Origin of the sequence: Bacillus changyiensis (genome assembly GCF_027706145.1) — a bacterium.
Classification (GTDB): domain Bacteria; phylum Bacillota; class Bacilli; order Bacillales; family Bacillaceae; genus Bacillus; species Bacillus changyiensis.
In genome coordinates, this window is sequence record NZ_JAQFWW010000001.1 from 712,718 (window position 1) to 730,212 (window position 17,495).

Annotated in this window: 18 protein-coding genes; all 18 read right to left on the minus strand. The window is 40.2% G+C overall.

What is annotated here, in order from left to right; all coding sequences use genetic code 11:
* Positions 1-60: 60 nt before the first annotated feature.
* The gene (gene asd / locus PDT38_RS03775; protein WP_270799120.1) at positions 61-1,101 is read right to left on the minus strand and encodes an aspartate-semialdehyde dehydrogenase; all 1,041 of its coding nucleotides are present in this window, start codon (positions 1,099-1,101) and stop codon (positions 61-63) included.
* Positions 1,102-1,203: 102 nt separating this feature from the next.
* Positions 1,204-1,797, minus strand: a complete 594-nt coding sequence (gene dpaB, locus PDT38_RS03780; RefSeq protein ID WP_270800119.1) for a dipicolinate synthase subunit B — start codon at positions 1,795-1,797, stop codon at positions 1,204-1,206.
* 6 nt (positions 1,798-1,803) lie between these two features.
* Positions 1,804-2,697, minus strand: coding sequence for a dipicolinic acid synthetase subunit A (gene dpaA / locus PDT38_RS03785; RefSeq protein WP_270799121.1), 894 nt, complete (start codon positions 2,695-2,697; stop codon positions 1,804-1,806).
* Positions 2,698-2,844: 147 nt separating this feature from the next.
* Positions 2,845-3,102 carry a YlmC/YmxH family sporulation protein gene (locus PDT38_RS03790; protein WP_270799122.1) on the minus strand — a complete coding sequence of 86 codons (258 nt, stop codon included), beginning with the start codon at positions 3,100-3,102 and terminating at the stop codon, positions 2,845-2,847.
* Between the two features lie 69 nt (positions 3,103-3,171).
* Complete coding sequence (locus tag PDT38_RS03795) at positions 3,172-4,401, minus strand: M16 family metallopeptidase (RefSeq protein WP_270799124.1); 1,230 nt, start codon at positions 4,399-4,401, stop codon at positions 3,172-3,174.
* Positions 4,402-4,433: 32 nt separating this feature from the next.
* Positions 4,434-5,348 carry a polysaccharide deacetylase family protein gene (locus tag PDT38_RS03800; RefSeq protein WP_270800121.1) on the minus strand — a complete coding sequence of 305 codons (915 nt, stop codon included), beginning with the start codon at positions 5,346-5,348 and terminating at the stop codon, positions 4,434-4,436.
* Between the two features lie 193 nt (positions 5,349-5,541).
* Entirely contained in the window at positions 5,542-7,659 is a 2,118-nt protein-coding gene (gene pnp, locus PDT38_RS03805; RefSeq protein WP_270799126.1) for a polyribonucleotide nucleotidyltransferase, read from the minus strand.
* Between the two features lie 188 nt (positions 7,660-7,847).
* Positions 7,848-8,117 (minus strand): 30S ribosomal protein S15, encoded by a 270-nt coding sequence (gene rpsO / locus PDT38_RS03810; RefSeq protein ID WP_003220957.1) that lies wholly within the window; start codon positions 8,115-8,117, stop codon positions 7,848-7,850.
* A 182-nt stretch (positions 8,118-8,299) separates the two neighbouring features.
* Positions 8,300-9,259 (minus strand): bifunctional riboflavin kinase/FAD synthetase, encoded by a 960-nt coding sequence (gene ribF, locus PDT38_RS03815; RefSeq protein ID WP_270799128.1) that lies wholly within the window; start codon positions 9,257-9,259, stop codon positions 8,300-8,302.
* 22 nt (positions 9,260-9,281) lie between these two features.
* Complete coding sequence (truB, locus tag PDT38_RS03820; RefSeq protein ID WP_270799129.1) at positions 9,282-10,205, minus strand: tRNA pseudouridine(55) synthase TruB; 924 nt, start codon at positions 10,203-10,205, stop codon at positions 9,282-9,284.
* 71 nt (positions 10,206-10,276) lie between these two features.
* The gene (rbfA, locus tag PDT38_RS03825) at positions 10,277-10,627 is read right to left on the minus strand and encodes a 30S ribosome-binding factor RbfA (RefSeq protein ID WP_270799131.1); all 351 of its coding nucleotides are present in this window, start codon (positions 10,625-10,627) and stop codon (positions 10,277-10,279) included.
* 18 nt (positions 10,628-10,645) lie between these two features.
* Positions 10,646-10,924 (minus strand): DUF503 domain-containing protein, encoded by a 279-nt coding sequence (locus tag PDT38_RS03830; RefSeq protein ID WP_270799133.1) that lies wholly within the window; start codon positions 10,922-10,924, stop codon positions 10,646-10,648.
* On the minus strand, positions 10,921-13,062 hold the full coding sequence (gene infB / locus PDT38_RS03835) for a translation initiation factor IF-2 (RefSeq protein WP_270799134.1): 2,142 nt from the start codon (positions 13,060-13,062) through the stop codon (positions 10,921-10,923). The genes PDT38_RS03830 and infB overlap by 4 nt, the downstream gene beginning before the upstream one ends.
* 19 nt (positions 13,063-13,081) lie before the next feature.
* A complete protein-coding gene (locus PDT38_RS03840) occupies positions 13,082-13,384 on the minus strand; it encodes a YlxQ family RNA-binding protein (protein WP_172294921.1) in 303 nt (100 codons plus the stop codon).
* Positions 13,385-13,660, minus strand: a complete 276-nt coding sequence (gene rnpM, locus PDT38_RS03845) for an RNase P modulator RnpM (protein ID WP_270799135.1) — start codon at positions 13,658-13,660, stop codon at positions 13,385-13,387.
* Positions 13,661-13,673: 13 nt separating this feature from the next.
* The gene (nusA, locus tag PDT38_RS03850) at positions 13,674-14,789 is read right to left on the minus strand and encodes a transcription termination factor NusA (protein ID WP_270799136.1); all 1,116 of its coding nucleotides are present in this window, start codon (positions 14,787-14,789) and stop codon (positions 13,674-13,676) included.
* 31 nt (positions 14,790-14,820) lie between these two features.
* Entirely contained in the window at positions 14,821-15,294 is a 474-nt protein-coding gene (gene rimP, locus PDT38_RS03855; protein ID WP_270799138.1) for a ribosome maturation factor RimP, read from the minus strand.
* Positions 15,295-15,566: 272 nt separating this feature from the next.
* Positions 15,567-16,658 carry a glycoside hydrolase 5 family protein gene (locus tag PDT38_RS03860; RefSeq protein WP_394356235.1) on the minus strand — a complete coding sequence of 364 codons (1,092 nt, stop codon included), beginning with the start codon at positions 16,656-16,658 and terminating at the stop codon, positions 15,567-15,569.
* Positions 16,659-17,495 lie beyond the last annotated feature (837 nt).

Here is a 17,495-nt window from a genome sequence, read left to right on the forward strand (position 1 = left end):
GTAACAGAAGAGAGCAGGCGGGTTTTAGCCTCACTCTCTCCCTAGAAATCGTATCAGTATTTAAACTAAATTTAAAGCTTTTAAACTTTCTGCAACTTGAACAGAATTCCAGGCTGCACCCTTGAGAAGGTTATCGGATACAATCCAAAGATGAAAACCATTTGGGCGATCGAGGTCTTTTCGCACCCTTCCGACAAACACATCTCTTTTCCCTACTGCATCAGCAGGCATTGGATAGAGCTGTTCAGCTGGATTGTCCTGGAGGATTACTCCTGGAGCATCTTTTAACAGATTTTTTATATCTTCTGCTGTTACATCATGACGGTCAATTTCAATGTAGACAGCCTCCGAATGTCCAGTTGCAATCGGAAGTCTTACACATGTTGCAGAAACTTGAAGTTCGGGCATATGCATAATTTTTTTCGTTTCATTTATCATTTTCATTTCCTCAAACGTAAACCCATTTTCCTGGAATTTATCGATCTGAGGAATGGCATTAAAAGCAATTTGATAGTGTTTTTCATCACTTTTCACTGGCATAATCTGCGCATCGAACGGCTTGTTATTCAGAATCGCTTCCGTTTGGTCATAAAGTTCTTTTACAGCTTCATTTCCAGCTCCTGAAACAGCTTGGTATGTTGAAACAATAATTTTATTTAAACCGAATGCCTTTCTGATTGGCTCAAGTGCAACAACCATTTGAATTGTTGAACAATTCGGGTTTGCAATGATTCCATTATGGTGATGTAAATCTGCTTCATTTACTTCTGGGACGACAAGTGGTGTATTTTGATCCATGCGAAATGCACTTGTGTTGTCAATAACAATCGCTCCGCGTTTGACAGCCTCGTGAGCAAGCGCCTGTGAGACACTTCCGCCCGCACTGAACAAGGCAATATCTACGCCTTCAAAACTTTCCGGAACCGCTTCCTGTACAGTATATTTTTCACCTTTGTATGTGAGTTGCTTACCTGCAGAACGTTTTGATGATAATAAAATTAATTTATCCAGTTCAAAATTTCTTTCTTCTAATGTTTTTAACATTTGCTGTCCTACAGCACCTGTGGCACCAACTACTGCTACATGTAATCCTCTGCCCAAATGTAAAACTCCTTCCACCAATCATTTATAACAATGGTTGACTTGATTTTACACTATATTTTAACATAGAAATGAACCAGATGATTGATATTTTTTAAAATCTTATTCATAATTGTTCACAAGAACGGGTTGAATTTGTTTATGGGAAAGGGCTTCTTCAATAGCTGGACATAAAAGCTCCATTTTGGCAACGAGTGAATTTGGTTTTTGATATGGATCATCCTGACCAAACGGAACGAAGAAAATGTTTTTTGTTGTCATGAGCCTCATCAAATTAACACCGTTAAGACCGAGAGCATCATTTGTAGATATACCCAAAACGACTGGTCGAGAGTTTCGCACTGTTGCCTTCGCTGCCATTAAAACCGGAGAATCTGTCATTGCATTGGCAAGCTTGCTCATTGAGTTTCCTGTCAGTGGGGCAATCACCATACAGTCAAGCGGTGTTTTCGGTCCTAGAGGTTCCGCTTTGGGAATCGTATCAATGACCTCAAATCCTGTCAGTTCTTCAACTTTCCGCACCCATTCTTTTCCTTCACCAAAGCGTGTATTGGACGATTTTACAGTTGATGTCACGATCGGTCTAACTTCTGCCCCACTACTGACAAGCTCTTCAATTTGTGGAAATACTGCATCATACGTACAATGTGAACCTGTTAGACCAAATCCGATTCTTTTCCCTTTGATCGACATGATGACTAACTACTCCTTTCGATCAGTTGTTGCTTGTGATAAAAGATTACACAAAACATTAGCGATGATCTGACCTGCCGTTTTTGGCGCTACAATACCCGGAAGTCCTGGTGCAAGCAGCGCTTTTATACCTTGTTTTTCAGCAAAACCAAAATCTGTACCACCAGGGCGAGTGGCTAAATCAAGAATCAATGTTCTCGGTGTCATTCGCGAAAGAACCGTTCGATTAAGAATAAGACTTGGAATGGTATTAATACAAATATCGGTATGTTCAACATGTTCGCCAAGTTGGCTGATGTGAAAAGGGGTAAGACCCATTTCCGTGATCCTAGCGAGATGGGCTGAGTCTCGCGCACCAACTTTCACATGTGCTCCAAGAGCCGAAAAAGTTCTACTAATACTCATTCCGGTTCGGCCAAGCCCAAGAACAATAATATTTGAGCCATGAATGGTGTAGTCGGTATGCTGTATTGCCATCATGATGGTTCCTTCAACTGTAGGTATCGAATTATAAATGGCAATATCGTCTCTTTCCATAAGCTTAATAAGACTGCGATTTGCCCCTTTCACTATTCCATCTAAATAATCATTAGAAATTCCTGAATAAATCGTACAGTTTGGCTTTGTTTTCTCTAAATCATGTTGTGTCAATATCACCTTTTCGTTTGAAAACACTGTTGCAACTGAACCATCAGCCGCTGTACCTGAAACAGGCAGAATGATACTGTCTATTACACCGAAATCCAATTCATTTAATTTGCATTTTGTTGCACCGGTAAACCCATGATCAAGTTGATCAAAACCGACCAAAAAAACTTTTGCCTGTTGTTCTGTCAGTTTGCGAATGATCTCTAGTTGCCTTGCATCTCCCCCGATGAGTGCAATTGTCAATCCGGTTAACATGGCTCTAACATTCACCTTCTTTTTGACAAAGATCTTAATTCATAAGCTAATTTCATCATATGACAAAAAGGAAATAGCGGTGAATTAAAATTAGTTTGTCGCAAACAAAAAAACCTGGCTTGTCGAGCTGCCAGGTCAAGGATCTGTTTATTTATCATCGCTTCCGATTTCTTCAGGAACATCAAGAATAATCATATCTGATCCGATTTTGCGAATCTGTGTCCAAGGAACTCTAATTTCATTCCCTTGTTTTCTTAATCCAAACCATTTAAGTGAGGGAATGATAAGTGCGGTAATCCGGCCGTCCTCTTCATTGATCTCAAGATCTGTTTGCCCCAAAACCCCGAGACGTTCAGCACGTTTGACATCGACGATTTCTTTTCCCGAAAGTTCACTAAGCCTCATAAAAATCCTCCTTTTGTTATGGTGTATGTCTCAAAATAAAAAAACATGCCTGCCTAAGCGGCAAGCAGTTTATTTTGGCAGATCACCAGTTGGACTGATAAGTGCCATTGAATAATCATCTGTAAATATTTGTTTCACCAATCGATTGACACGCTCAAGATTGACTGCGTTTAATGTTTCCAGCATTTCGTCCAGGGTCCGGTGTTTTCCCAGCAAAAGTTCATTTTTTCCGTTGCGACTCATTTTGCTATTTGTACTTTCTAGACCGAGCATCAGACTGCCTTTCATTTGCTCCTTGCTGTTTTCGAGTTCTTTCGGTGTAACGCCTTCGCTTTTTAACACCCTAAGTGTTTCATGAATCGTTTCTGAAAGAAGCTGAAGCTGGTTAGCGCCTGTTCCGCCATAAATGGTCACCATTCCGCTATCTTCGTATGAGCTGTGGAAGCTAAACACAGAATATGCGAGTCCTTTATCTTCACGGACATCTTGAAAAAGGCGGCTGCTCATGCTTCCTCCCAAAATATTGTTCATGACAATCAAATCATAAATTTCTGAATGTCCGGCTTTTAAGCCCTTGAAGCCGAGACAAAGATGGGCTTGTTCTGTCTCCTTTTTACGTGCCAATTTTTCATAGTGAAAATCAGGTTCTGTCATTCCTGTTCTGTTTCCAGCTGCTTCATAAGAGCCAAAATGTTTTTCAGCCTCTTTAATAAAACTTTCAGAAACATTTCCAGCAATCGAAATGACGACGCGATCAGGTGTGTAGTGTTCATCTATATATTTTCTCAAAGAGGCTCCATTAAACTTAGCAAGTGTTTCTTCACTGCCGAGAATAGGATAACCAAGAGAGTGATTCCCAAATGAGGCTTTACTAAGTAAATCATGGACAATATCATCAGGTGTATCTTCATACATTTTAATTTCTTCATAGACAACGTTTTTTTCTTTTTTTAATTCTTCTTCATCAAATGAAGAATGAAAGAACATATCAGCTAGAATATCTAAAGCATAACTCGCGTATTCATCAAGAACTTTCGCATAATAGCATGTATACTCTTTTGAAGTAAATGCATTGACTTGTCCGCCTATTCTATCAAAGGACTCTGCGATGTCTCTGGCTGTCCGTGTTTTTGTTCCTTTAAAAAACATGTGTTCCAAAAAGTGTGAAATACCATTAATGTCCGGTGTTTCATGTCTCGATCCAGTTCCGATCCAAACACCGATTGCTACAGACCGGACGGTGGGGTTATTTTCAAGTACGATTCGTACGCCATTTTGACAAGTATACCGTTTTATCAAATCTGTTCCTCCTATTCAAAGAACGCATATCACTATTCTTTCATGATACGTGTTTCGTTCAACAATTGTGAGACTGTTCCAATTTGAAAGCCTTTTCCCCTTAGTTTTTGTATGAGGATCGCGAGGCTTTTTGCAGTGGCATCTGTTGGATGCATTAATATCATGGCCCCATTATGCACTTTGCTTAAAACGCGGTGTTGTAAAACAGCTGGTTGTGGTTTTTGCCAATCGATAGTATCAACTGTCCACATGATCGTTCCCATCCCTAAGTGATGTGCCTTATGAACAACTTCTTTGCGAAAACTTCCACTAGGGGGTGCGAACCATTTTGGTTCCACCTGAAGCGTTTTCTTGATGATTTCATTTGTCAGCTGCAGCTGTTCAGAAATTCGTTCACTCGTCAGTTTGCTCATATCTGGGTGATTGTATGAATGGTTTCCGATTTCATGTCCATCATTGAAAATGGTTTTTGCTAAATCCGGATGTTTTTCTACCCATTTCCCTTCTAGAAAAAAAGTCGCTTTCACTTGATATTTTTTCAAAATGGGGAGCATTTTTGCTAAATATTCATTTCCCCAAGCAACATTAATAATGAATGAGACCATCGGTTTATCGGGATGTCCGCGGTAAATTGGCTCAGATTTTAATGATTGTAAGTGGACTTCCGGTTTGACCTGATCATAAACAAGTAACTTCTTATCAAATAAACCGGCCTTTTTCATTTTCCGATAAGATTTTTCAAGATTCACTTTTAAACCGTTATAGCCAGGGGTCGCTTTCCAAATTTGATCAACTTGCGCATTCTGTGCTTTTATTTCAAATTGAGGCGCTTTTTCAATCAGCTCCTGATAAATACTGTCGTGTTGGGTACTGACTGCAGCGGCATCTTTTTTTATAGCATCTATGTAATTTAGCTTATATGGAGTTTTGATCATTTGATATGACATGATGAAAAGAAAGAAAAAGACGAAACATCGAACAGCGGTCCTCTTCAATTGGATTCCTCCCTTCCCCACAAATTATGTGAGAAAAGGACAAGATAGAACTGAGCGAATCAGTCCGCTCAAAATAAAAGAAGCCGGGTCTCCCAGGCTCCTTCTCAAGCTTAACACACCTGACAGAAGCGAGATAGACACCGATTTACGATTTTTGTTCCTCATTTTCCTTCTGTTCACGCAGTACAGCCTTTCTCGATAGATTAACCCGTCCTTGCTTGTCAATTTCCGTTACTTTCACAAGGAGTTCATCACCGATTTTAACAACATCTTCAACTTTACCAACACGTTCAAGTGCAAGCTCTGAAATATGGACTAAACCATCTTTGCCACTAAATAGTTCGACAAAGGCGCCAAATTTCTCAATTCGTTTCACTTTACCTAAGTAAAGCTGTCCAACTTCAACTTCTCTGACAAGGTCTTCAATGATTTTCTTCGCTTTTTGATTCATACTTTCATCTGTCGAAGAAATAAAGATTGTTCCATCTTGTTCAATATCAATTTTAACACCAGTGTCTTCAATAATTTTATTAATTTGCTTACCGCTTGGACCGATGACATCGCGGATTTTATCCGGATTGATCGACATTGTCAAGATCTTCGGCGCATATGGAGAAAGCTCTTGTCTTGCTTCTCTAATTGTAGAGAGCATACTTTCAAGAATCTCCATTCTGCCTTTTTTCGCCTGATGTAAAGCTTCTTGCAAAATCTCTCGTGACAAACCGGAAATTTTAATATCCATTTGCAGAGCAGTGACACCTTTCGCTGTTCCTGCTACTTTAAAGTCCATGTCCCCAAGGGCATCTTCCATTCCCTGAATATCTGTTAATACCGTGTAATGGTCACCAGATTTGACAAGCCCCATCGCAATCCCAGCAACTGGTGCTTTAATTGGCACCCCAGCATCCATCATCGCAAGTGTGCTTGCACAAATGCTTGCTTGTGAAGTCGAGCCATTTGATTCAAGCACTTCTGAAACAAGGCGAACTGTGTATGGAAAATCTTTTTCAGATGGGATAATCGGTTCAAGTGCACGTTCACCAAGTGCTCCATGTCCAATTTCGCGTCGGCCGGGTCCGCGCATCGGTCCTGTTTCCCCAACACTAAACTGTGGAAAATTATAATGGTGCATAAATCGTTTAGATTCTTCAACACCGAGACCATCCAAGATTTGAACATCTCCAAGTGCACCAAGTGTACAAATGCTAAGCGCCTGAGTTTGTCCTCTTGTAAATAGTCCTGATCCATGTGTTCTCGGAAGTAGACCTACTTCTGAAGAAAGCGGACGGATTTCAGCGACGCCTCTGCCATCTGGACGAATTTTTTCTTCGGTGATCAAACGGCGCACTTCATTTTTCACAAGCTGTCCTAAAATATTTTTCACCTGTTTAAGCGTTTCTTCATCATGTTCTTCTTCTTCAAACTTAGCGACAACGGTATTTTTCACTTCGCTAATCGCATTTTCGCGTGCATGCTTTTCATGAACCTGAATCGCCTTTAATAAATCGGTTTCAGCCATGGCTTGAACTTTTGCTTTTAGATCGGAATCGATTTCATACAATGAAATGTCTGATTTTTCTTTTCCGACAACTGCAACAATTTCTTCTTGAAAAGCAATCAGACGCTTGATTTCTTCATGACCGAACATGATCGCTTCAAGCATGATCTCTTCCGGTACTTCCTCAGCACCTGCTTCAACCATGTTAATCGCATCTTTTGTTCCTGCTACTACTAAATGAATATCGCTTTTCTCAAGCTGTTCAAGTGTCGGATTAATGATAAATTCGTTATCAATCCTTCCCACTGTCACACCAGCAATCGGTCCTTCAAAAGGAATATCTGACACAGAAAGTGCAAGTGATGAACCAAACATCGCTGCCATTTCTGATGAACAATTTTGGTCAACACTCATAACAATGCTAACGACTTGAACTTCATTACGGAATCCATCAGCAAACAGCGGGCGGATGGGCCGATCAATTAAGCGGCTAGCAAGAATCGCTTTTTCGCTCGGTCTTCCCTCTCTTTTAATAAATCCGCCTGGAATTTTCCCAACTGCATAAAGTCTTTCTTCATAGTTAACAGTTAGAGGAAAGAAATCTACAGTTTTGGGTTCTTTTGAAGCTGTTGCAGTACTGAGAACGGCAGTATCACCATAACGGATCATAACAGCTCCGTTTGCTTGTTTGGCAAGCTGACCCGTTTCAACAATTAATTTTCGGCCGGCCCAATCTATGGAAAAGACGTGTTTCTCTTGTCCCATTTAATATGAACTCCTCTCTTTGGATAGTTTTTAGATTACTCCTATTATGAACGAAATGAATTGAACATATCAATGGCAAAATCCTATGTAAACTTGTTATCAAATTATTTATATGAGCAACATGTTTGGAGTTTCCAGATATTTGTTTTTATACGATAAAAAAGCGGGAATCCTCCCGCTTTTTACGATTATCGACGTAATCCTAGTTTGTTGATCAACTCACGGTAACGAGTGACGTCTTTATTACGAAGATACGTAAGAAGATTACGACGTTTACCTACCATTTTAAGAAGACCGCGACGTGAGTGGTGGTCTTTCTTATGAGTGCGTAAATGCTCGTTCAGATTGTTGATTGAATCTGTTAGGATAGCGATCTGAACTTCCGGTGAACCCGTGTCAGATTCGTGTGTTTTGAACTCATTGATGAGTTGATTTTTACGCTCTTGAGTAATTGCCATCCTGTTTCACCTCCAAATAATATTAGCCCCGATTACCTAGCAAACGCCGGTGATTCGATTTGCCAAGTGAGCGGTTTTAAAGCTACAGAAACTATGATACTAGAAAGACAGCTCTTATGCAACTACTTACAATAAACTTTTTCATCAACATGATTGACGATAATGAATATTTGTATACATATTTAAATCTCGGCCAGCTTCCGTTCTTTAAAAAAGCGAATCGCTGCGTGTTTATCTTTTCTAATTTGTTCAATTAGATCGTTCATACTGCCAAACTTTTTTTCATTTCTCAACCTTTTATGCCATTCAACCCGAATTTGTTTTCCATATATCTCTTCATCAAAATCAAATAAATTCACTTCAATTGAAGGCTGATCAGGACGTTTTTGATAAAAAGTTGGGCGATATCCAACATTACAGATCCCGTTGAAAGATGCCCCTTCTATCTCGGCTTTAACAGCATATACACCAGTTGGAGGTACAATGTACAAGTCTGAAAGTCCAATATTGGCTGTTGGAAAACCCATTCTTCGTCCCCGTTTATCCCCCTCGATGACAATGCCTTTGACATCATATGGTCTTCCTAACAATTGGGCGACATATGCTACATCACCTTCTTGAAGAAGACCTCTGATCCTAGTGGAGCTCACCTTCTGATCCTGCTTGGATAATTTAGCAACTGCTGTACTGTTTACACGTCCTTTTGCATACTCTTGAAAGTTTTCGATTGTACCTTTTCCAAATTTCCCAAAAGTAAAGTCAAAGCCCGCTACAATATGACAAACATTAAATTCGATAATATATTGATCAATAAATTCCTCTGGTGAAAGGGAAGCAAACTGAGAACTGAAGTCCACGATATATAAAAAGTCGGCTTCTAAACTTTCGATGATTTTCATTTTGTCATCTAAAGGCGTAATCCACTCTTTAGGCTCACAACCTTTTTTGAGAATGGCTGACGGATGAGGGTAAAAGGTCATCACAGACGTTTTGACTCCTGCTTGATCTGCCGTGTTTTTCGCTGTGCGAATCACTTCCTGGTGCCCCAGATGAATCCCGTCAAAAAAACCTAGTGCCATCACTGATTTTGGGAAGTCCTCACGTTTTAAATTGTGAGGATGAGAAATATGTATCGTCTTCAAAACGGTCACCTTTTCTTCTTGTTCACTTATTTTGCGCGAATACTTTTGCCGGTTTTAACAATCCAGATTTTGTTGGATGCGGGTAATAAATAGCTGTACACAAGCCTTCTTCTGTAAAGACCGCCAAACGGTCTTCGCTCGTTAAATGTAAAAAACAAGCGGGCGTTTCAAGCACTGCTCCATTTTCCACTTTCTTAGCTAATGTATCATTAATGTTCCATTTCGGCAAATGATCAAGTGCACGTTCAACGGGCACAATCTGTTCAGCCAATCTGCCGGCAGCAAGAAGTTTTTCTATATCTTCAAAAGTCAAACATTCATCAAGTGTGAAATCACCGGAGGCCGTTCTCCTTAAATGAGACATATGAGCTGGATAACCAAGCTTTTCGCCGATGGTCACTGCCAAGGTTCTGACATACGTACCCTTTGAACATGTTACATGGAACCGAAAGCGTACCGTATCACGTTCATAGCTGATTGCAGATGTCAAGTCAATCTGATGAATCGTAATTGTTCGACTGGGCCTTTCGACTTCAAGTCCCGCTCTAGCGTACTCATATAATTTTTTTCCATTGACTTTGACTGCTGAATACATTGGAGGTACCTGTTCAAGTGGACCTTCAAGACTTTTAAGTACACTCTTAACCGTTTTTTCATCGGGTGGGGTCTTTATCAGGGTTTTTTCGATCATCTCTCCCGTCTGATCTTCTGTCGTCGTTGAAAAGCCGAGCGTGATTTCAGCATCATATGTCTTTGCTTTTTCTGTCAAGTATTCAACGATCTTGGTCGCTCTTCCAATACAGATTGGAAGAACACCTGATACTTCAGGGTCGAGTGTTCCTGTGTGACCAACCTTTTTTGTCTTTAGCATCTTACGAATTTTCATGACACAATCATGAGAAGTCATTCCAGCCGGTTTATGTAAAAGTAGGACTCCGTTAAACATGTAGGTTGTTTCACTCCTTTCCATTAGTTAAAAAGGACAGGCAGTTGGATTCCGCCTATCCTTTTTGTGTTTTATTCGTCTTTGTTTGAATTCAGCTCATGAATCAATGTTTCGATCCGGTTTCCGTAATCGATTGATTCATCGAATTCAAATTGAATTTCAGGTGTTTTGCGGAGCCTGATTCGATTCCCAAGTTCAGATCGAATAAAGCCCTTTGCTTTTGCCAAGCCTGCTAGTGTCTCTTCTCGTTTCTTGTGATCACCAAGAACGGAAATATACACTTTAGCAATTTGCAGATCACCAGAGACTCTGACATCTGTTACTGTTAAAAATCCAATTCTCGGATCTTTTAACTTTCGTCCGATGATGTCTCCAAGTTCTTTTTTCATCTGCTCACCTACACGGGTCGCTCTCATACTCATGACCATACCACCTCTATATTAAAACCACTCTGTTCTCGTGATCGTCCGTTCAATTTCCGGAAAAGAGTCGATAAAGGCGAGAACACGTTGCAGCTCTTTTTCCGTATGAACACGGGAAGAAGAAACAGCGGCAATTCCAAAGCTAGTGTGTTGCCATGTATCTTGGTAGGCTATTTCTGCTATAGAAACATTAAACCTTCCCCGGATTCTTGTCATCACCCGCTTTAGAACTGCACGTTTTTCCTTAAGTGATAATGCATCATAAATGATACATTCACATTCAACAAAACCGATCACTGTCTTTCAATTTCTTGCATAACATACGCTTCAATGACATCACCTTCACGTATGTCGTTATATTTTTTAATGGTAATACCACATTCATATCCTTGTGCAACTTCTTTTACGTCATCTTTAAAACGTTTCAGTACATCTACTTCTCCCTCAAAAATGACGACACCATCGCGAATTAAGCGGATACCGCTATCTCTCGTAATCGTTCCTTCTGTTACATAGCCACCGGCAATCGTACCGATTTTTGAAACTTTGAATGTTTGGCGAACTTCAACCATGCCGATCACTTTTTCTTCATATTCAGGATCAAGCATACCTTTCATAGCCGCTTCAATTTCATCGATGACCTTATAAATGATACGGTGTAGCCTGATATCAACATTTTCGACATCAGCCGTACTCTTAGCATTTCCGTCAGGTCTTACATTAAACCCAATGACAATCGCATTTGAAGCAGATGCTAAAATAATATCTGATTCAGTAATTGCCCCAACACCTGTGTGAATAATCTTCACTCTGACGCCTTCGACTTCAATTTTCTGCAATGCAGCGGCTAAGGCTTCCGCAGAACCTTGAACATCAGCTTTAACCACAAGGTTGATTTCTTTAACATCACCTTGTTTAATCTGTTCGAATAGATCATCAAGACTGAGTTTTGCTTTATCACTGCGTTGTTCTTCAAGTTGTTTCGAAGCACGCGATTCACCAACTGAACGAGCTGTTTTTTCATCTTTAAAGACAAGGAACTGATCCCCTGCATTTGGAACTTCGTTCAAACCAGTAATTTCAACCGGTGTAGATGGACCAGCTGATTTGACACGTCTACCGATATCATTGACCATGGCACGTACCCGGCCAAATGTGTTACCGACAACAATCGGATCACCGACATGGAGAGTTCCAGTCTGAACAAGTAATGTTGCCACAGAACCTTTTCCTTTATCAAGTTCGGCTTCGATAACTGTACCTTTTGCTCTGCGGTTCGGGTTCGCTTTCAGTTCTTCAACTTCACTAACGAGTAGAATCATTTCAATCAACTCATCGATCCCTTCACCTGAAAGAGCAGACAGAGGTACAAAAATCGTTTCGCCTCCCCATGCTTCTGGGACAAGGCCATGCTCTGTTAACTCCTGCATCACACGATCAGGATTGGCCGCTGGTTTATCAATTTTATTGACAGCTACAATAATTGGAACTTCTGCTGCTTTTGCATGGTTGATCGCCTCAATTGTTTGAGGCATTACACCGTCATCTGCGGCTACAACGAGAATCGTAATATCAGTCACTTCAGCACCACGCGCTCGCATTGTTGTAAATGCGGCGTGTCCCGGTGTATCAAGAAATGTAATCTTTTTCCCATTTTCTTCGATTTGATAAGCGCCGATATGTTGTGTGATTCCGCCTGCTTCTCCTTCAACAACTTTCGTTTTACGAATGCTATCGAGAAGCGTTGTTTTCCCGTGGTCTACGTGTCCCATGATCGTCACAACAGGAGGACGAATTTCAAGATCTTCTTCTTGATCATGCTCTTCATATTTCTCAAATTCAGTTTCTTCGTGGACGATCACTTCTTCCACTTCTACACCGTATTCAGAAGCAATAAGTTCAACGGTATCTTTATCAAGATCCTGATTGATTGTTGCCATGACACCGAGCAGCATCAGCTTTTTAATGATCTCTGACGGTTCTTTTCCAAGTGCCTCTGCTAACGCACCGACCGTAAGAGAATTGGTAAATGTAATTTTTTCTGGAAGTTCTTTTTTCGGTTTGATTTGTTTCTCTTGTTGCGGTTGTGTGTGTTGATTTTTATTTCGTTTATTTTTTTTGTTGTTTTTCTTCTTATTGTTATTGTTAAATTGAGTATTTTGCACGTTATTCTTCTTTCCATCTCGATTTTTATTTGGTTTTGTTGTAGAATGCTGCTTTTGACCGCTTGAATCAGCAGGTTTTGTCGCTTGCTTTTTCTCAACAGGCTGTCCGCTGCCTTTTTTGAACTTTTTATCAAGCTGTTTGATAGCATCTTCCCCAATCATTGCCATATGATTATTGACTTCCATATTCAGATCTTTCAATACCGCTAAGATGTCCTTACTTGAAACATTTATGGTTTTTGCATATTCATAAACTCTCATTTTAGCCATTCGTTCACCCCCAAAAAAATTAATCGAGCTTTCGGAGCAACGTATTCGCAAAACCTTGGTCAGTTACCGCTACAACAACACGGGACTCTTTGCCGATAGAACGACCTAAAAGGAGACGATCACCGACTGTTTTGAATGGAACATTGTAGTATTTGCATTTATCTGTGACTTTTTTCTCCGTGTTAAAAGAGACATCTTTTGCCAGTAAAACAAGCTTTGCGCGTGAATGTCTGATTTCTTTTACGACCAGGTCTTCACCGGACACGACTTTTCGAGCTCGATTCGCTAGGCCTAGCAAGGAAAACCACTCCGAATCTGACATTTATCTGTTCTCCTTTTCTGCTAGTTCCAACAGTTTATCAAAAATCTGACCATCAATTTGTGCTTGAAGCTGATTTGCTAAGCTATTTTTCTTTTTTGCAGTTAAAATAACTTCTTTATCAAGTGTAAGATAAGCTCCCCGGCCGTTCTTTTTTCCAGTCGGATCAACGGATACCTCTCCTTCTTTAGAACGGACGACACGAATGAGCTCTTTTTTCGGCTTCATTTCCCCTGTTACAACGCATTTTCTAAGCGGGATCTTCTTTCGGCTTTTCACCAAAGGTCACCTCTTATTCATCCGATTCTGGCATTTCGTCTTCTAAGAAAAGCGCTTCATGCTCTTCTTCGAACTCTCTAGGGTAAATCCCTAGTTCTCTTGCATCTGTTTCACTTTTAATATCTATCTTCCAGTTGGTTAACTTAGCTGCCAAGCGAGCATTTTGCCCTCTTTTGCCAATTGCAAGTGATAGTTGGTAATCTGGAACGATTACCGTTGTCGACTTCTCTTCTTCATTCACAATGACATCTAGTACTTTAGATGGACTTAATGCATTGGCAACAAATTCGACAGGATCATTTGACCAGTGGACAATATCTATTTTCTCGCCTTTCAGTTCATTAACGATTGCTTGAACACGCTGTCCTTTAGGGCCTACACAAGCACCGACCGGATCGATATCGGGATCTTCTGTCCGGACGGAAATTTTAGAGCGATCTCCCGCCTCTCTTGCTACAGACTTGAGTTCAACTGTTCCATCATAAATTTCTGGCACTTCAATTTCAAAAAGACGTTTTAATAAGCCAGGATGAGTTCTTGAAACGTAAATTTGTGGACCCTTCGTTGTTTTTTCAACTTTTGTGATAAACACCTTAATTCGATCATGAGGTTTATAGACTTCATTTGGCATTTGTTCACCAGTCGGCAGAAGCGCTTCAATTTTCCCTAATGAAACATAGATGAATTTATTGTCAATCCGCTGAACGATACCGGTCATAATATCTTCTTCACGATCAATAAATTCTGAATAGATGACACCTCGTTCTGCCTCACGGACACGCTGTGTAACCACCTGTTTTGCCGTCTGGGCAGCAATACGACCGAAATCTTTCGGAGTCACTTCTATCTCAACAACATCGCCAACAATATAGTTTGGATTAATATTTCTCGCGTTATCAATCGAGATTTCTAGTCGTGGGTCATAGACTTCATCCACGACATCCTTTCTAGCAAAAACACGAATTGTACCCGTGTCGCGGTTTAAGTCGACCCTGACATTTTGCGCCTGATTAAAGTTCCGTTTATAAGCGGAAATAAGCGCAGCCTCAATTGCTTCGATAATAATGTCTTTACTGATTCCCTTTTCTTTTTCAAGAACCGTCAGGGCATCTAACAACTCACTACTCATGTTTACGGTTTCCCCCTTAAACAGTCAAAAATTAATTGAACGAAACTGCTAGCCTTGCTTTTCCTACTTTTTCGTAAGGAATTTTGATTTTTTTCTGCCTTGTTTTGATTGTCATCGTTACTTCGACGAATTCACCGTCAAACTCAGAAAGAATGCCTTCGAACTCTTTATATCCTTCAATTGGTTCATAGGTCTTAATAAATACGTTTTTTCCGAGCGCTTTCATGAAATCGGCTTCTTTCTTGAGTGGCCGTTCAGCTCCTGGAGACGATACTTCGAGAAAATAGTTCTGCTTGATCGGATCGGACTCATCCAGCTTTTCACTAAGAGCTTCGCTAACTTTGGCACACTCTTCAATGTCGACCCCTGAATCTGAATCAACAAACACCCGAAGGAACCAGTTTGGGCCTTCTTTGACAAATTCGATGTCGACAAGTTCAAGCTGAAGACTGTCTAAAATAGGCTGAACCATTTCGCTGACGGTATCGATCACTTTGTTACTCAATTCTCTTCCTCCTTGTGCAGGCTCCCATTCATCAGTTCCCTCGTAAAAACCCTGCTCGATAAGCAGGGGATCATAGAAAAAACGATGAACATGTCGAGACAAAATTACCTAGTCAATACAAAAGAGCGGGTTTCCCCACTCTTCGCCTCGGCTATCGTTAGCATTTCCAATAAAACTATACCATAACCATATTTTTAATGCAAATCAGTTTGCTTCAAGTATTTGTATGAGGGTTACATCTCGTTAGGATGTATGTTTACTGTTTTTAAATGTTATTTTTTATTCATTCGTTTGGCATGTTCTGAAATAATCGCTGCTGAGGAACTTGGATAAACAATCCGAAATCCATCATAATCAGGATAGAGTGTACCATCATCTTGAATACCAGTCAAAATCCAAAATTGACTTCCTGCCCCATGATGTTTTTCAATCAGATCAAGCCATGATTTGTACACATGATCTCGTCTTGTTTGATCTTTAAAACCGTACTCTTCCAGTACGACCGGTTTACCGATTTTTTTCCCATCACGGATATGGTCTGTAATCCACTGATTTCCCCATTCTGCTGTCTTCCCCCAATGATCTGGATACAAATGGTATGTTCCGTAATCAATGTTGGGAAGAGCAGTGAGCCTCATCCAGTCAACTCCTTCGCTGCCGTTAAAGATCCAATCATGATGACCATCTATCCGGTAAAACCCTTCATCACCTACTGCGACAAGATGCTTTCGATCAATTGATTTGATATATGAACTCATTTCATCCGCCCATTCAACTAGCATGTTTCCGCTCCTGTCTGACCGGACTCTCGGCTCATTTGCCAGTTCCCATGTCATAATGGCGGGATCATTTTTATATTTTACACCTGTATATGTGTTCATTCGATTCAACATATATGAAACATAACGTTTATACGCTTGCTTAATCCGTGGATCTGTATAAAACGCATCATGCCCGTCTGCATGAAACCAGCGAACATATTGATTCATTCCACCAAATTCATCCCAGTTGTTCACAAATGGAATGACCAGTTTTATTCCCATTTGACCCGCTTTGTAAATCGCATAATCAAGTTTAGAAAAGCCGGATTCATCATAAACACCAGGGGCAGGCTGCATGACAGACTGATCATGTGCTTTTCCATCAAGGAATCCCCAAATACGAATCACTTTCAAGTTCATCGCTTTCATATCGTGAAAGACATCATCAACCATTTTTTTAGACTTATAGTGAAAATAATAGTTATTGGTTCCAGCAAAATAAAAGGGCTTTCCATTTAACATAAATTTTGTTTCAGATGTTGAAACAAAAGGAGATGCAGCAAAAGCCGGACGGGAAAATCCAAACAAACTGAAAGAGATCATCACAAAACAAAACATCACAACTTTCAGTGTTTTCATTATTTTCCTCTCTTTCTCAAAAAATGTTTACATTTTTTACGGTACGACTTTCATTTTGACAACTATTTTGGCCACACTTCAAATGTAAATGTAGAGTCATTTTTAAAACTTTAAAACACGCTCTCGCAAATAGAGATCACCGTCTTTTTCATAAAAACCTTCATCATAAGGTGTCCGCGACCATACGTCCTCAAGAACAGGTTTTCCGGTAGAATCAACGACTCCTTTTACTGTTGCCAGTGTTGTGCCGTTTAAATACTCAGGTATTTGAAGAGCCCCATTAATTCGTGACTTTCAGACTGTAATTCACTTTTTTCTAGTTTTGGGCGATCATAAAGAATCACAACATGACTTGATTTGCACCTTTATCAAAAAGTGAGTTGTCCTTTTGCTCCTATCCCAGCTGATTCAGCCATCAACTTTGTGATATAAGCTTCTGTGATCGCGACTGTTTCCCATCATGATCAACAGTGTAGTCAACCTTTTTTCAATGGTTTTGCTTGACGGAAGATTCCTGTGAGTGTACGTCCATTAAGCTGAATGTCAACCGGTTGAGCGCCCAGCTGTTGCTCCCTTTTAATATCAAGTTCTACAAGTTTAATAATCGCATTTTTATACCTTACCCCGCCTGAACGATGATATTTTTTGCAACAGGATCACGTCACTTTCTTTCTATTCTGTCAAACTGGTCATTCCCGTTATCCCACCATATCGTGATCATTTTGTTATTTGTGGGCGAGTGGGTAAAACATGTTAGAGACACCGGTAACAAACACCTCGGTCAATTCTTTTAAACTGATC

Excerpts from the sequence above, each read along its gene's own strand:
- PDT38_RS03860 (WP_394356235.1), bottom strand. The coding sequence starts at position 16,658 with ATGATCTCTTTCAGTTTGTTTGGATTTTCCCGTCCGGCTTTTGCTGCA.
- PDT38_RS03790 (WP_270799122.1), bottom strand. The coding sequence starts at position 3,102 with ATGAGGCTTAGTGAACTTTCGGGAAAAGAAATCGTCGATGTCAAACGT.
- nusA (WP_270799136.1), bottom strand. The coding sequence starts at position 14,789 with ATGAGTAGTGAGTTGTTAGATGCCCTGACGGTTCTTGAAAAAGAAAAG.
- infB (WP_270799134.1), bottom strand. The coding sequence starts at position 13,062 with ATGGCTAAAATGAGAGTTTATGAATATGCAAAAACCATAAATGTTTCA.
- dpaA (WP_270799121.1), bottom strand. The coding sequence starts at position 2,697 with ATGTTAACCGGATTGACAATTGCACTCATCGGGGGAGATGCAAGGCAA.
- PDT38_RS03800 (WP_270800121.1), bottom strand. The coding sequence starts at position 5,348 with ATGTCATATCAAATGATCAAAACTCCATATAAGCTAAATTACATAGAT.
- PDT38_RS03840 (WP_172294921.1), bottom strand. The coding sequence starts at position 13,384 with ATGTCAGATTCGGAGTGGTTTTCCTTGCTAGGCCTAGCGAATCGAGCT.
- truB (WP_270799129.1), bottom strand. The coding sequence starts at position 10,205 with ATGTTTAACGGAGTCCTACTTTTACATAAACCGGCTGGAATGACTTCT.
- pnp (WP_270799126.1), bottom strand. The coding sequence starts at position 7,659 with ATGGGACAAGAGAAACACGTCTTTTCCATAGATTGGGCCGGCCGAAAA.
- rbfA (WP_270799131.1), bottom strand. The coding sequence starts at position 10,627 with ATGAGTATGAGAGCGACCCGTGTAGGTGAGCAGATGAAAAAAGAACTT.
- rpsO (WP_003220957.1), bottom strand. The coding sequence starts at position 8,117 with ATGGCAATTACTCAAGAGCGTAAAAATCAACTCATCAATGAGTTCAAA.